General features: G+C 70.3%; 15 protein-coding genes. 10 read left to right on the top strand and 5 right to left on the bottom strand.

Annotated elements, in window-relative coordinates; translation table 11 throughout:
* Nucleotides 1-23: 23 nt before the first annotated feature.
* The 10 genes from P0Y41_RS02010 (at nt 24) to P0Y41_RS01965 (ending at nt 10183) form a co-directional block, all read left to right on the top strand.
* Entirely contained in the window at nt 24-1058 is a 1035-nt protein-coding gene (locus tag P0Y41_RS02010) for a 5-methyltetrahydropteroyltriglutamate--homocysteine methyltransferase (protein WP_284062341.1), read from the top strand.
* On the top strand, nt 1055-2137 hold the full coding sequence (locus P0Y41_RS02005) for a methionine synthase (protein WP_284062340.1): 1083 nt from the start codon (nt 1055-1057) through the stop codon (nt 2135-2137). The genes P0Y41_RS02010 and P0Y41_RS02005 overlap by 4 nt, the downstream gene beginning before the upstream one ends.
* A gap of 204 nt (nt 2138-2341) precedes the next feature.
* On the top strand, nt 2342-2875 hold the full coding sequence (locus tag P0Y41_RS02000) for a BGTF surface domain-containing protein (RefSeq protein ID WP_284062339.1): 534 nt from the start codon (nt 2342-2344) through the stop codon (nt 2873-2875).
* Between the two features lie 69 nt (nt 2876-2944).
* A complete protein-coding gene (locus tag P0Y41_RS01995; RefSeq protein WP_284062338.1) occupies nt 2945-3682 on the top strand; it encodes an enoyl-CoA hydratase/isomerase family protein in 738 nt (245 codons plus the stop codon).
* A gap of 76 nt (nt 3683-3758) precedes the next feature.
* Nucleotides 3759-4760: a ribose 1,5-bisphosphate isomerase gene (locus P0Y41_RS01990; RefSeq protein WP_284062337.1), complete on the top strand. Its 1002-nt coding sequence runs from the start codon at nt 3759-3761 to the stop codon at nt 4758-4760.
* Entirely contained in the window at nt 4757-5770 is a 1014-nt protein-coding gene (locus P0Y41_RS01985; RefSeq protein WP_284062336.1) for an ATP-dependent ribose-1-phosphate kinase, read from the top strand. The genes P0Y41_RS01990 and P0Y41_RS01985 overlap by 4 nt, the downstream gene beginning before the upstream one ends.
* Nucleotides 5771-5854: 84 nt before the next feature.
* The gene (locus P0Y41_RS01980) at nt 5855-7399 is read left to right on the top strand and encodes an acyl-CoA carboxylase subunit beta (protein WP_284063440.1); all 1545 of its coding nucleotides are present in this window, start codon (nt 5855-5857) and stop codon (nt 7397-7399) included.
* 1 nt (nt 7400) lies between these two features.
* Entirely contained in the window at nt 7401-7679 is a 279-nt protein-coding gene (locus tag P0Y41_RS01975; protein ID WP_284062335.1) for a DUF8022 family protein, read from the top strand.
* 150 nt (nt 7680-7829) lie between these two features.
* A complete protein-coding gene (locus P0Y41_RS01970) occupies nt 7830-9695 on the top strand; it encodes an acetyl-CoA carboxylase biotin carboxylase subunit (protein WP_284062334.1) in 1866 nt (621 codons plus the stop codon).
* 116 nt (nt 9696-9811) lie between these two features.
* The gene (locus P0Y41_RS01965; RefSeq protein ID WP_284062333.1) at nt 9812-10183 is read left to right on the top strand and encodes a nuclear transport factor 2 family protein; all 372 of its coding nucleotides are present in this window, start codon (nt 9812-9814) and stop codon (nt 10181-10183) included.
* A gap of 30 nt (nt 10184-10213) precedes the next feature.
* Here the strand turns inward: P0Y41_RS01965 and P0Y41_RS01960 are convergent, their stop codons facing one another.
* From P0Y41_RS01960 to P0Y41_RS01940, 5 genes are all read right to left on the bottom strand, one after another.
* Complete coding sequence (locus P0Y41_RS01960) at nt 10214-11317, bottom strand: DUF63 family protein (RefSeq protein WP_284062332.1); 1104 nt, start codon at nt 11315-11317, stop codon at nt 10214-10216.
* A gap of 96 nt (nt 11318-11413) precedes the next feature.
* A complete protein-coding gene (locus tag P0Y41_RS01955) occupies nt 11414-11608 on the bottom strand; it encodes a 30S ribosomal protein S17e (RefSeq protein WP_284062331.1) in 195 nt (64 codons plus the stop codon).
* Nucleotides 11609-11725: 117 nt separating this feature from the next.
* Nucleotides 11726-12394, bottom strand: coding sequence for a DUF447 domain-containing protein (locus tag P0Y41_RS01950; RefSeq protein ID WP_284062330.1), 669 nt, complete (start codon nt 12392-12394; stop codon nt 11726-11728).
* On the bottom strand, nt 12391-13284 hold the full coding sequence (locus P0Y41_RS01945; protein ID WP_284062329.1) for a triphosphoribosyl-dephospho-CoA synthase: 894 nt from the start codon (nt 13282-13284) through the stop codon (nt 12391-12393). The genes P0Y41_RS01950 and P0Y41_RS01945 overlap by 4 nt, the downstream gene beginning before the upstream one ends.
* On the bottom strand, nt 13281-13943 hold the full coding sequence (locus tag P0Y41_RS01940; protein ID WP_284062328.1) for a beta/alpha barrel domain-containing protein: 663 nt from the start codon (nt 13941-13943) through the stop codon (nt 13281-13283). Before P0Y41_RS01940 ends, P0Y41_RS01945 begins: the two co-directional genes overlap by 4 nt.
* Nucleotides 13944-14113 lie beyond the last annotated feature (170 nt).

Raw genomic sequence — 14113 nt, 5'->3', positions numbered from 1 at the left:
TCGGCATTTCGTAGCGACTAGCGATGACTGACGTAGTCGCCACCACACCGGGGTTGTACCCGCTTCCGGACTGGGCGAAAGAGAACCTCTCGGACCTGAAAGGCCACCAGAAGCACGACCTCATCGACGGCGACGAGGGCGTCGCCGTCGCCGACGCGTACGACGACGTGCGCGCGGAGTTCGTCGCCGACCAGCGCGACGCCGGCCTCGACCGGACCGTCGAGGGACAGGGTCGCTGGGACGACATGCTCGCACACCCGCTCACCGTCCACGACAACGTGGAGACCGGCGGGATCGTCCGCTATTACGACAACAACAACTTCTACCGCGACCCGCGCGTCGTCGGCGATCTCACGGCCTCCGGCGACGTGGCCGACGAACTGGACGGAGCCACGGCGCTCCTCGGCGACGACGACGCGCTCCAGGCCGTCCTCCCGGGACCGTACACCCTCGCGGACCTCGCCACCGACGAGCACTACGGCGACGAGGCCGAGTTCCTCGACGCCGTCGGCGACTTCCTCGCCGGCGAGGCCGAGGCGTTCCCGGCCCACGAGACGCTGTTCCTGCTCGAACCCTCCTACGTGACGAACGCGCCGGGCGACGACCTGAACGAACTCGCGAGCGAGACGATCGACCGCGTCGCCGGCGCGACCGACGCCGACGTGGTCGTCCAGACGTACTGGGAGGCCTTCGAGGAGACGGCCTACGCGCACCTCATGGACGCGGACGTGGACGCCGTCGGCTTCGACTTCGTCGCCGCCGACCGCGAGGCGAATCTGGAGTGCATCAACGAACTCGGCACGACCGACGACATCGCGCTCGGGCTCGTCGACGGGCAGAATACGCTGGTCGAAGACGCCGAGACGGTCGCCGAGCGCGTCGACTGGGTTCACGACCAGATCCCGGCCCAGGACTTCGACACGACGTACGTCACCACCAACACCGAGCCGTTCTATCTCCCGGTGAACAAACATCAGGCGAAGCTCTCGGTGCTCGCCGAGGCGGCCGATATCGCCGCGGGCGACGCGGACGTCGCGGAGACGGAGGTGGAAGCATGAGCCGGAACCCCGAGAACCGCGAGCAGTTCCGTCCCGAGAACCACGACAGCGACCACTTCCTGCTGACGACGGTCGTCGGCTCGTACCCGAAGCCCAAGTGGCTGAACCGCGCGCGCGACCACTTCGAGGACGACGACCACCCATTCGGCGAATCGGAGTGGGAAGAGGCCACCGACGACGCCTGCCGCGTCATCACCCACGAGCACGAGCGCGCCGGCCTCGACACCGTGGTCGACGGCGAGATGCGCCGCGAGGAGATGGTGGAGTTCTTCGCCGAGCGCATCGACGGCTACGAGTTCAACGGGCCCGTGAAGGTGTGGGGCCACAACTACTTCGACAAGCCGTCGGTCGTCGAGGGCGTCGAGTACGACGAGCCGTGGCTGGTCGACGAGTTCGAGTTCGTCGACGACGTGGCGTCGCGTCCGGTGAAGGTGCCGATCACCGGCCCGTACACGCTCGCGAACTGGGCGTTCAACGAGGCGTACGACGACGACGAGGCGCTCGCGTACGACCTGGCCGACCTGGTGAACGAGGAGATCGAGAAGCTCGTCGAGGCCGGCGCCCGCTACATCCAGATCGACGAGCCCGCGCTGGCGACGACGCCGGACGACCACGCCATCGTCGGCGAGTGTCTGGAGCGCATCGTCAGCGACATCGACGACGAGGTTCGCATCGGCCTCCACGTCTGTTACGGCGACTACTCGCGCGTCTACCCCGAGATCAACGAGTACCCGATCGACGAGTTCGACGTGGAGCTGTGCAACGACGACTACGAGCAGATCGAGACGTTCGCGGACGGCGAGTTCGCGCCCGATCTGGCGCTCGGCGTCGTCGACGCGCACGTCGCCGAGGTCGAATCCGTCGAGGAGATCAAAGAGAACATCAAACAGGGTCTGAAGGTCGTGCCCCCGGAGAAGCTCACCGTCAGCCCCGACTGCGGGCTGAAGCTGCTCCCCCGGGAGGCCGCCTACGGCAAGATGGAGAACCTCGTGCAGGCCGCTCGCGAGGTCGAGGCGGAACTCGACGCGGGCGAAATCGATGTTCCCGCGGTCGAGAGCGTCGCGCCCGCGGACGACTGAGGCGACCGAAAGGCGGCGGCGCGCTCGCTGACGCGCCGCACATGAAAACCGCGAGGCGAGAGGCGAAGCCGAGCGACTCGGGGGGACGGATCGGGACCTCGGGGGACGTCGTTCGGCGGGCCCCGCGCAGCGTCGCCGTCTAACGAAAATCGCTCTTTTGGTCTCCGTCGTGTTTACCTCCCGACTCGTCTATCGATCGAGTGCATGAAGACGCCCTCCACGATCAGACGACTGGCTGTTGCTGCGACGCTGCTACTCGCCGTCGGCGGACTCGCGGTCGGCGGGTTCGCCCCGACGGTCGCCGCCGCGGACGACGCGTCGCTGTCGACGGTAAACGACACCGTTCGCGTCCACGCCGTCGAGGGCGCGACCGTCCGCGGAACCGCGGGCGAATTGGACGCGGGCTCGACCGTGAGCGTTCGCGTGCAGTCCGCCGGTGACACGTCCCCGCGGTTCTTCAAGAGCGCTGACGCGACGGTCGCGCAAGACGGGACGTTCGCCGCGGAATTCGACCTCTCGGGGCAATCGCCCGGCAATCACTTCTCGGTGACCGTCAGCCACAATGGGACCACGATCACCGAGGCGACCGGACGGGTCGTCCCCGAGGACGAGCCCGTGACTGCCACGCCCTCCGAGACCGCCACACAGACGGAGACGACCGGTGCCGGATTCGGCGCGGGGCTGGCCGTGTCCGCGCTGGCCGTCGCGGCCGGCCTCGCACGCCGCCGACGGGCCTGAGCCGCCCGGTTCGGCGCGGTCGAGTCGACCGCCCCCGATTTTATCATCCGACTGACTGAACCACCGGCCGTGATCCGCTACGACTCGACCGGCGCGGTCGCGACGGTGACGTTCGACCGCCCGGAGAAGCGTAACGCCCTGACGCTCGACGGCCTCGCCGAGTTCCGCGAGGCGCTCGATCGCGGCGCCGAGGAGGCGCGCGTCGTCGTGCTCCGCGGCGCCGGCGACGCCTTCTGCGCCGGCGACGACATCGCCTCGGTCGCGGGGCTGGGGGACGACGTCGCGCCGGCGACGCTCGCAACCCGACTGTACGACGCCTTGTTCGGCCCCGAGCAGGTCGACGTCCCGGTGATCGCCGCCGTCGACGGCCCGGCCTACGGCGGCGGCTTCGAGCTCGTCGCCGCCGCGGACCTGGCGGTCGCGACCGCGGACGCGACGTTCGCGCTCCCGGAGGCGACGATCGGCGCGTACCCGCCGTACGCCGTCGCGCGCGTCGGCGAGGCCTGCGGGCGCAAGCGACTGCTCGAACTCGCGCTCACCGGCGACCCGATCGACGCTGCGACGGCCCGCGAGTGGGGGCTGTGCAACCGAGTGGTCGACGACGCGGAGCTGGACGACGCCGTCGAGGAGCTGGTCGAGGCAGTTCGTTCCGCGCCTGCGCCGTCGGTCGCGCTGGTGAAGCGGTACGTCCGCGCGGCGACCAGCGACCCCGACGAGCGCGCGCGGCTGGTCGAGGGCTTTTCGGCGGTCGCCGACGAGCCCGACTGTCTCGCCGCCGCAGAGCGGTTCCTCTCCGACGGCCCGTGAGCGAGGCCGTCGCCGTCGCTGTCGATTGGCTCGCGTACCCGACAACTGATAACCCACCGCCGCTAACGGAGGGGGCATGACCAGCGACCCTCCGCGCTCGGACGCGGTCGAGTCCACCGCCGACGACATCGCCTCGATGGAGATCCGCGGCGCCGCGACCATCGCGCGCGCCGCGGCCGACGCGCTCGCGACACAGGCGCGCGAGGCGGCGACGGAGTCCGCCACGCCCGCGGAGTTCGAGCGGGCGATGCGGCGCGCCGGCCGCCGACTGTACGACACCCGCCCGACGGCGGTGTCGCTGCCGAACGCGCTCCGGTACACGCTCGGTCGCATGGAGGGCGACGACGTGGAGGCCCTCCGCGACTCCGTGCTCGCGGCGGTGAGCGCGTTCGTCGACCGGCTCGACCGCGCACAGAACGACCTCGGTCGCGTCGGCGCAAACCGCCTTCGCGACGGCGACACGGTGATGACCCACTGTCACTCGACGGACGCGCTCGCGTGCGTCGAGGCGGCCGTCGAGCAGGGCAAGGACATCTCGGCGATCGTCAAAGAGACGCGCCCGCGAAACCAGGGGCACATCACCGCGAGCCAACTGCGCGAGTTGGGTGTCGACGTGACCCTCGTCGTCGACTCGGCGGCCCGCCGATACTTGGACGACGCAGACCACGTGCTCGTCGGCGCCGACTCCATCGCCGCCGACGGCGGCGTCGTCAACAAGATCGGCACCTCCGGGCTCGCCGTCAACGCCCGCGAGCGTGGCGTCCCGATCATGGTCGCGGCCCAGACGATCAAGCTCCACCCGGACACGCTCACCGGCCACACCGTGGAGATCGAGATGCGCGACGAGGCGGAGGTCATCGACGAAGCTTCGCGCGCCGACATCGGCGACATCACCGTCGAGAACCCCGCCTTCGACGTGACGCCGCCGCGGTACGTCGACGCCATCGTCACCGAGTCGGGCCAGTTCCCGCCCGAGAGCATCGTCACGCTGATGCGCGAACTGTTCGGCGAGAGCGCAGACCGGCCCTGGGAGGGGCCCGCCGAGGCGGGATCGGACGAGTCGGGGCCGACCGCATGAGCGGTGACGACCGCAGCGGCGGTGACAGCGCGAGCCACGCCGACCGCGACGGCCCCGATCCCGCGAGCGACGGCGCTCGGTCGTCCGATCGCCCGAGCGTGCTGTGTGTCGGCCACGTGAACTGGGACGTGACGCTCATCGTCGACCGGCTTCCGGCACCCGACGGCGAGGTGAAGATCCGCCGGCGCCACCAGGCCGGCGGAGGGAGCGCCGCCAACGTCGCCGCCGTGCTCGCCGGCTTGGACCTCGACGCGTCGCTGTTCGGCTCGGTCGGCGCCGACGAGTCGGGAACGCTCGCCGGCCGGGACCTGTCGCGGGCGGGCGTGCGAACGCACCTCGTCGAGGCCGAGGGGGAGACGGCGGTGAAGTACCTGATCGTGGACGCAGACGGCGAGGTGATGGTGCTGTCGAACGAGGGCGCCAACGAGGCGTTCACCGCCGACGCCCTCCCGCCGGACGCGCTGACGGCCGACACCGACCACGTCCACCTGACGAACCAGCCCCCCGAGGTCGCGGGCGCGCTCGCGAGGCGTGCGCGAGAACTCGGCGCCACCGTCAGCGTCGCTCCCGGCCGCCAGTTCGCCCAGCGTGACTTCACCGAGGCGCTGTCGCTGGCGGACGTTGTCTTCTGCAACCGGCGAGAGGCGGCCGCGCTGCTCGACGTGGACGAGGACGGCGCAACTCGATACGGCGCGCTCCGGGCGGACGCGACGCTCGTCGTCACCCACGGCGGCGACGGGTCGGAGGCGCACGACCGCGCCGCGGACCTGACGCACACCCACGACGGCTTCGACGCCGACGTGGTCGACACGACGGGCGCGGGCGACGCCTTCGCGGCCGGCTTTCTCGCCGCACGGCTCGACGGGGGGACCCTGAAGCGTGCGCTGGCGGTCGCGAACGCCTGCGGCGCGGTCGCAGCCGGAGAGGTCGGCGCTCGCGTCGAGATCACCCGGGATCGGATCGAGACGGTCTTGAATCGGGCCGCCCGTGAGGAGCCCGAGGAACCGTAGCCCGTTACGGAACCCCTAAGGGGCGCGTGGTCGCACCTGACGGCAACGAATGACCGCTGTGACCCGAGGTGACCGGCCGTGACGATGGAGGACCGCATCGAGGAACTGCGCGAGAAGCGCGCGGACGCCGAGAAGGGGGGCGGCGAGGCCCGTATCGAGCGCCAACACGAGAAGGGGAAAATGACCGCGCGCGAGCGCATCGACTACTTCCTCGACGACGACACGTTCCACGAGTTCGACCAGTTCCGCACCCACGACACCCACACGTTCGGGATGGAGGAGAAACAGATCCCGGGCGACGGCGTCGTCACGGGCTACGGCGAGGTCAACGGGCGCAAGACGTTCGTGTTCGCCCACGACTTCACCGTCTTCGGCGGCTCGCTCGGTGAGGTGTTCGCGGAGAAGGTGTGTAAGGTGATGGACAAGGCGATGGACGTTGGCGCGCCCGTCGTCGGCCTCAACGACTCCGCTGGCGCGCGGATCCAGGAGGGCGTCGGCTCGCTCGCCGGCTACGCAGAGATCTTCCGCCGCAACACCGAGGCCTCCGGCGTCATCCCGCAGCTCTCGGGGATCATGGGTCCCTGTGCCGGCGGCGCGGTGTACTCCCCGGCCATCACGGACTTCGTCTTCATGGTGAAGGAGTCCAGCCACATGTTCATCACCGGCCCGGAAGTCATCAAGACCGTCACGGGCGAGGAAGTGAGCTTCGAGGAGCTCGGCGGCGCACAGACCCACGCCTCGACGTCCGGCGTCGCGCACTTCGCAGAAGACTCCGAGGAGGAGGCGCTCGACGACATGCGCCGCCTGCTGTCGTACCTCCCGCAGAACAACGTCGAGGATCCCCCGCGCGTCGAGCCGTGGGACGACCGCGACCGTCGCGACGAGGAACTGACGGAGATCGTTCCCGATCAGCCGCGCAAGCCGTACGACATCACGAACGTCGTCGACCGCGTCGTCGACGAGGGGTCGTTCTTCGAGACGCACGCCGACTTCGCGAAGAACATCGTCACCGGCTTCGCGCGCCTCGACGGCCATTCGGTCGGCATCGTCGCCAATCAGCCCCGCGTCAACGCCGGCACCCTCGACATCGAGTCCTCCGAGAAGGGCGCGCGCTTCGTCCGCTTCTGTGACGCGTTCAACGTCCCGATCGTCACGTTCGTCGACGTGCCCGGGTTCATGCCCGGAACGGACCAGGAGCACGAGGGGATCATCCGCCACGGCGCGAAGCTGCTGTACGCGTACTCCGAGGCGACCGTCCCGCTGTTGACGCTCATCACGCGCAAGGCGTACGGCGGGGCGTACGACGTGATGGCCTCCAAGCACATCGGCGGCGACGTGAACTACGCGTGGCCGACCGCCGAGATCGCCGTGATGGGTCCCAAGGGCGCGGTGAACATCCTCTACGACGACGAACTCGCCGACGCCGACGACCCGGAGGCGAAGCGCCAGGAGCTGATCGACGAGTACCGCGAGGAGTTCGCCAACCCCTACACCGCGGCCGACAAGGGGTTCCTCGACGACGTGATCGAACCGACGGAGACGCGCCCGCGTCTCATCGACGACCTGGAGATGCTGCTGTCGAAGCGCGACTCGCTCCCAGACAAGAAGCACGGCAACATCCCGATCTGAGATGACGAACGACGACTCCTCGGTCGCAGAACGCCTGACGCTCCCGGACGACGCCGACGACGAGGAGGCGGCCGCCATCCTCGCGGCCGTCGGTGCGCACGTCCGCGACTCGGAGGCGGCGGCGGCCGCGGCAGCCGAGGGCGACGCCGAAGACACCTGGGACGGCAAGCGCTGGGCGTTCGCGGGGCGACTCGACGCCCTCGGCGGTCGCGGCGCGCGCGTCCCTCGGGGCGCTCCCACGGACGCGTGGACCGCGAGCGGCCGCGCGGACCGCTTTTGAGGCGGCGGTCCACGGCTGACTGCCGCCGGCTCCGGCGAAGATTCGTACTCAAGCCCGAGTAGTTATCCGGCGAGCGGCGGCTGCGATCGGCCCGCGGCCGATCTGGAACCGACGGTTTGAGTAGACGGCCTGCGGAACGACTTCGCAAGAATGACCGAAACCCAGGGGTTCGACAAAGTGCTCGTCGCCAACCGCGGCGAAATCGCGGTGCGCGTGATGCGCGCCTGCGAGGAACTCGGCATCGACACGGTCGCGGTGTACTCCGAGGCCGACAAACACGGCGGCCACGTCCGCTATGCCGACGAGGCGTACAACGTCGGCCCGGCGCGCGCGGCCGACTCGTACCTCGATCAGGACGCGATCGTCGAGGCCGCGCGCAAGGCCGGCGCGGACGCGATCCACCCCGGCTACGGCTTCCTCGCGGAGAACGCCGACTTCGCCGCGAAGGTCGGCGAGGCCGAGGGAATCACGTGGGTCGGCCCGGATAGCGAGGCGATGGAGTCGCTCGGCGAGAAGACGAAAGCCCGGACGATCATGTCCGAGGCGGATGTGCCCATCGTCCCCGGGACGACCGACCCCGTCACGGAGGCCGAGGAGGTCACCGACTTCGGGGACGAGTACGGCTACCCCGTCGCGATCAAAGCGGAGGGCGGCGGCGGCGGCCGCGGCATGAAAGTCGTCGAAGGCGAAGCCGAGGCAGCCGACCAACTCGAGTCGGCCAAGCGCGAGGGGGAGGCGTACTTCTCGAACGACTCGGTGTACCTGGAGCGGTATCTGGAGAACCCGCGCCACATCGAGGTCCAGATCGTCGCCGACCACCACGGCAACGTCCGCCACCTCGGCGAGCGCGACTGCTCGCTCCAGCGGCGCCACCAGAAGGTCATCGAGGAGGGGCCGTCGCCGGCGCTGTCGGACGACCTGCGCGAGCAGATCGGCGAGGCCGCCCGCCGCGGGGTCCGCGCGGCGGATTACACCAACGCCGGCACGGTCGAGTTCCTCGTGGAGGAGGACACCGACCGCGAGGACGGCGAGGTGCTCGGGCCGGAGACGAACTTCTACTTCCTCGAGGTCAACACTCGGATCCAGGTCGAGCACACCGTCACCGAGGAGCTGACGGGCATCGACATCGTGAAAGAACAGCTCCGCGTCGCCGCCGGCGAGGAGATCGGCTTCTCGCAGGACGACGTGGAACTGGAGGGCCACGCGATGGAGTTCCGCATCAACGCGGAGAACGCCGCGAACGACTTCGCGCCCGCGAACGAGGGGAGCCTCGAGACGTACGACCCGCCGGGCGGCATCGGCGTCCGCATGGACGACGCCCTCCGCCAGGGCGACGACCTCGTGACCGACTACGACTCGATGATCGCGAAGCTGATCGTCCACGCCTCCGACCGCGAGGAGTGCATCGCCCGCTCCCGGCGCGCGCTCGCTGAATACGACATCGAGGGCGTCGTCACGATCGTGCCGTTCCACCGGCTGATGCTCACCGACGACCGCTTCGTCGGGGGCACCCACACGACGAAGTACCTCGACGAGGAGGCCGACCGCTCTGCGTTCGCGGAGGCACAGGAGCGGTGGGGAACCGGCGATGCCGCGGGCGAATCCCACGCCGACGACGAGGAGTCGACCGAGCGCGAGTTCACCGTCGAGGTGAACGGCAAGCGCTTCGAGGTGAGTCTCGAGGAGCGCGGCGCGCCGGCGATTCCGACGCCGAACGGCGGCAGCGCGGGCGCCGGTCGAATGGAGCGCCCCGACGTGGCCGAAGCGGACGACGGCGACGACGAGGTCGTCGTCGAGGGCGACGGCGAGGCGATCGCCGCCGAGATGCAGGGCACGATCCTCTCGGTCGACGTCGAGGAGGGCGAGGAGGTCGCGGCCGGCGACGTGGTGTGCGTGCTGGAGGCGATGAAGATGGAGAACGACGTGGTCGCCGACAAGGGCGGCGTCGTGAGCCAGGTGCTCGTCGGCGAGGGCGACTCCGTCGACATGGGCGACGTGCTCGTCGTGCTGGAGTAACCGCGAACCGACGCCGCACGCTGCTCGGGACCGCCCCGACACATCCCACACACAATCGACTGTTTTCTGACGATACGCAGTTCCCCGTTGCTGTCGAACCGATGAACCGATCTCCCATGGCATCCACGAGCCCATCGGCGGCGACCGAATCGGTTCTCGACCACCACCTGGACGCGTTCGCGAACCAGAACATGGAGGAGGTGCTGGCGGACTACGACGACGACTCCGTCGTCGTCACGAACACGAGCGGGACGTTCCGCGGCCTCGACGAGATCCGGAGTCTGTTCGAGGGGCTGTTCGCGGAGTTCGAACAGGAGGGGGTCGACTTCCACCTGGACGAGCAGGTCGTCGAGGACGACATCGCGTACATCGTCTGGCACGCGGAGACGCCGGACAACACCTACGAATTCGCGACCGACACGTTCCACGTCCGCGACGAGACGATCGAGACGCAGACGCTCGCCGCGGTCGTAACGCCGAAGAACTGACCCGGCCCCATCGGGGCTCGCTGCCTGGCCTCAGATCCCGAACGTCGCGCGCAGCATGTCCCGCGTCCCGGGGCCCATTCCGACCGCCGTCACCGCGATGAGCAGTAGGACCGCATAGCGCGGCGACTCCTCGAACAGTTCCTCCTCGAAGATGGCGAGCACGAACACGGCGGCGACGAGTTTCACGACGAGGAACGGCCACGCGGCGCCGGCGGTGTCGACGACGAACTGGTTGACGGGGTGTTTCGGAACGAGGTTCGGGCCGGCGCCGAGCGCGACCATGTAGTCGAGACCGACGACGTTCGCGACGCCGTCGAGCGCGTGGGCCGCGAGGACGACGACCCCGGCCGTGCCAGTGCCCGAGTGAACCCACGGGATCCACGCCTTCGTCGCGTACCACGTCGCCGCCGTCGAGACCGCGGTGCCGACGAGGATGACGCCGATCACCTGCGGGTAGAACGTGACCGGGTTCCCCGGGGTCATCGCGAGCGCGGCGAGAAAGCCGATCGTGACGACGTTGAGCGCGATGCCCGACAGGAGGATCGGGCGCTCGATGCTGTCGACCACCCCGCTGCCGGCCAGCCAGACGGCCGCGACGACGAGCGCAAGCGTGATCCCGAAGACGGTGAAGTAGATGAACGGGCTGATGATCAGCGTGTCCCACGGGTACGGGAACAGCGCGTCTGACATCGCGTTGTCGGCGTCCTCGACGACGCGCAGGGCTCCACCGAAGACGAACAGCGGGACGAGCGCGAGGAAGAAGTCGGTCGTCCGGGCGATGTCCAGCCGGCGAAGCAGCAGCGAGACGCCCGCGAGCGCGACCAGCAGGATGACGACGTACCCGACCTCCGACACCAGCGTGTAGCCCGGGTACGCGACCGGTTCCGCGGCGGCCGAACACTCCGCACTGGAGTAGAGATACTCGACGGTGCTGCCGGGCCGGATTGCACAGACCGCGGAGTTGGCGTCCGCTTGCACCGGCCCCCAGAAGTAGTGCCAGATGAACCCGTCGTACACCGCCTCCGGGAACGCGAGCGCGGCCGCGGCGATCGCGACGACGGCCGCGAGGACGCCCCCGAGGTACGCCGCCTCGGGCGACGTTCCCAGCCGGTCCGCGAACGATGAACTCGACATATCGGGGACGGGCGGCCCGCGTCGTTCAACCTGTCGGTTGCGTGCGCCGGCGCCGCCGCTCGGGGGGTCGGTCCGCGCGAGAACTCAGAGACTCGGTTACGCCGACGCCGCGCTGCTGGCCTTCTTTCGCGTGATGTAGCCCGCGATGCGGTTGCGGACGCCCTTGGACTCCACGTTGGTCAGCTTCGTGACGTTCTCTTTGTTCGTCTCGAAGTCGGTGTTGAACGACTGCGGGTACTTCTCCAGGAGCAGCGTCGCCAGCTGCTTGACGTACTTCGGTTTGATCGCCATGCGCAACGGTACAGGAAACGCGAACTAAAAGCGTTCGTTCCGGGGCGGCTTCGTCGCTACTCGCCGCTCCGCGCCGCCGCGGTCCAAATCCGCTCGGTGACCGCGGTCCGGCTCCGCTCAGCGACCGCGGTCGTCCCACCCGCTCACTTCGCGCAGCCGGTCGAACGCCTCGCGCTCGGCGGGCCCGCCGCACCGCTCGACCACGTCCGCGAAGTACGCCAGCCGCGCCAGCAGTTCCTCGGTGTCGTAGGCCGGCACGTCGAGCCGGGAGACGGCGACCGTGGCATCGATCACGGCGCCGAATCCGCGGTTGATCGTCCGAACGGCCGTCCGCTCGACGGCCGCGTCCGCCACCCGCAGGTGCCAGTCGACCCACTCCGTCCCGCCGCGCTCGCCGTCGTCGACGCGTTCGACGGTCACCTCGGCCCACGCGTCCGCCGACCCGAGGACGGGGCGCTCCGCTTCGCGCACCGTGGCCGCGGCGTCGACGAAATCGCGCGGGTCGGCGACGAACTGGACGACGCCGCCGCCGCGTTCGGTGAAGTTTCGCCACGTTCGGGTGCGTCCCCACGTCCGCGCGCGCACCGGCGCGTCTGGGTCGCGGCCGTCGCGTTCGGGCGCGTGGAGGCCGAGCGCCGCGAGGTTCCACAGCCCATTCGGGCCGAGCGTCGCGACCACCGACTCGGTGACGCCAGCGAGGTCGACGGGCCAGTCGGCCGTCGCGTCGTCGCCGCCGTCGGCGGGGTTCTCCCGGTCGGACTCGGAGCCGGGCCCGCGATCGTTCACACCGCCACCCCGCGTTCGAGCGCGACGAACAGCGCCGCGGCCGTGACGTCGGCGGTCGTCCCGGGGTTGATCCCGCGCTCGACCAACTCGTCTCCCCACGCGTCCGCCTCCTCGACCGACTCGATCGACGCCGCGCGATCGCACACCTCACGAGCGACCTCTGGGCCGTGTTGCGTCCGGACGAGCGTGTCCTCGGCCTCCGCGAGCAGGTCGAGAAACGCCCGCGCCGCGCGGTCCGAGACAGGTCCGTCGTCCGCGCGGATCGCGTCGGCCGCGCGGAACGTCCGCGGGAACCCCTCGACCCACTCGTGAGCGTTTGCGTCGCCGGGCGTCCCCCGATTGTCGATCGGCGCGGCCGACTCGTGCAGCATGTCGAACAACGTCAGCCCGCGCTCGCGGAGTTCCGGGACCGCGTCGGCGCCGCGGCGAACGTCGAGCGCGTCCATCCCCTCGGGCGGGTCGGTGACCGCCACGTCGACGTGCTCGAACGCCCGGTAGAAGCCGGCGGCGTCATCGACGGTCGTCGATTCACAGACCGCGGATACGCCGTCGGGCGAGAGCGCGCGGTCATCGGCCGCCGCCGCGCGCACGAGCGGCGTCAACAGGAGGAGACAGCCGAACTGCGTGTTTCCGCCCGACTGTTCGCTCATCCCGGCGACCGCCGTCTCGAACGCGTCGCCGACCGCGTCGCTGGCGGCCGCGCGCGCCAGTCCCGGCCGGGCGCCGACCGCACCCGCGAGGAACTGTTCGAACCGGAGATCCGCGAGGTCGCGCGCGCGGTCGACGTTCCCCGGCTTCGGCGTCCCGGCGACCTCCAGCAGGAGGGCCAACTCGGCGTTGGCCGCCGGGCCGCGACGACGGCGAGCCCGGCCGGTCCTCGCGTCGGTCACCGCGGCACCTCCGGGCGCTCGGCGTCGCCGTCGACTGACCGACTGCCGTCTGCAGACGCATCGTCCTCGGTCCGCTCGCGGACGGCCGCGCACACGCGCCGGAGCACCCGTTCGTCGTCGCTCGGGCGGCCGACGCTGACCGCGTCAGCGCCGTTCGCGAGGTACTCTCGAACGGTCGCCCGGTCGCGAACCCCGTTGTTCGCGATCACGACCAACTCGGGGGCCGCGCGTTTCACTGCTCTCACGACCGCTTCGGAGTCCATCGCGTCCACGTGGATCGCGTCGGCGCCCGCGTCGGAGACCGCCCGCGCCGTGTCCGCGAGGTCGACGCCGCGGACCTCCGCGCGCACCTTCACGCTCACGTCGGCGCCGGTCTCGGCCGCCGCGGCGACGTACTCGGACAGGCGCTCGGTGTCGGACAGCAGCGTCTCGCCGCAGCCGACGGCACACAGCTCCGCCTGACGGCAGTGCGCATTCACCTCGAGCATCGCGTCGCGCTCGGCGCAGACGGCGGCCGCGTCGCGGATCGCCGACGCGCTCGTCGCGCGGACGTTCACGCCGGGGCGGAGGTCCGCGTCCGCGACCGCGTCGAGTGTATCGCCGATCCACGCGAGGGGATCCCCGGGGAGGAACTCCGTTCGATCGCGGTCGGCGACCATCGCGCGCGCGGCCTCCCGGCTCTCGCTGTCGAGCGCGATTCCCCCGAGGAACGCCGCGCCGGCGTCGTCGTCGCCGGCGCGAGCCCAGTCGGCATCCGAGTCGCCGGAGAGGCTCGCGAGCGCGAGCGGGGGTCGATTCCGAGGTCGGCGGCCGACGCCGAGCGAGCGGC

This window comes from Halobaculum halobium (genome assembly GCF_030127145.1).
Taxonomy (GTDB): Archaea; Halobacteriota; Halobacteria; order Halobacteriales; family Haloferacaceae; genus Halobaculum; species Halobaculum halobium.
Note: the sequence above shows the minus strand (reverse complement) of the source record. Positions and strands in the feature narration are given on the sequence as shown.

What these genes read in the sequence shown, in the direction of transcription:
- P0Y41_RS02010 (WP_284062341.1), top strand. Translation starts at nt 24, where the DNA reads ATGACTGACGTAGTCGCCACCACACCGGGGTTGTACCCGCTTCCGGAC.
- P0Y41_RS02005 (WP_284062340.1), top strand. Translation starts at nt 1,055, where the DNA reads ATGAGCCGGAACCCCGAGAACCGCGAGCAGTTCCGTCCCGAGAACCAC.
- P0Y41_RS02000 (WP_284062339.1), top strand. Translation starts at nt 2,342, where the DNA reads ATGAAGACGCCCTCCACGATCAGACGACTGGCTGTTGCTGCGACGCTG.
- P0Y41_RS01990 (WP_284062337.1), top strand. Translation starts at nt 3,759, where the DNA reads ATGACCAGCGACCCTCCGCGCTCGGACGCGGTCGAGTCCACCGCCGAC.
- P0Y41_RS01985 (WP_284062336.1), top strand. Translation starts at nt 4,757, where the DNA reads ATGAGCGGTGACGACCGCAGCGGCGGTGACAGCGCGAGCCACGCCGAC.
- P0Y41_RS01980 (WP_284063440.1), top strand. Translation starts at nt 5,855, where the DNA reads ATGGAGGACCGCATCGAGGAACTGCGCGAGAAGCGCGCGGACGCCGAG.
- P0Y41_RS01975 (WP_284062335.1), top strand. Translation starts at nt 7,401, where the DNA reads ATGACGAACGACGACTCCTCGGTCGCAGAACGCCTGACGCTCCCGGAC.
- P0Y41_RS01970 (WP_284062334.1), top strand. Translation starts at nt 7,830, where the DNA reads ATGACCGAAACCCAGGGGTTCGACAAAGTGCTCGTCGCCAACCGCGGC.
- P0Y41_RS01965 (WP_284062333.1), top strand. Translation starts at nt 9,812, where the DNA reads ATGGCATCCACGAGCCCATCGGCGGCGACCGAATCGGTTCTCGACCAC.
- P0Y41_RS01960 (WP_284062332.1), bottom strand. Translation starts at nt 11,317, where the DNA reads ATGTCGAGTTCATCGTTCGCGGACCGGCTGGGAACGTCGCCCGAGGCG.
- P0Y41_RS01955 (WP_284062331.1), bottom strand. Translation starts at nt 11,608, where the DNA reads ATGGCGATCAAACCGAAGTACGTCAAGCAGCTGGCGACGCTGCTCCTG.
- P0Y41_RS01940 (WP_284062328.1), bottom strand. Translation starts at nt 13,943, where the DNA reads ATGGTCGCCGACCGCGATCGAACGGAGTTCCTCCCCGGGGATCCCCTC.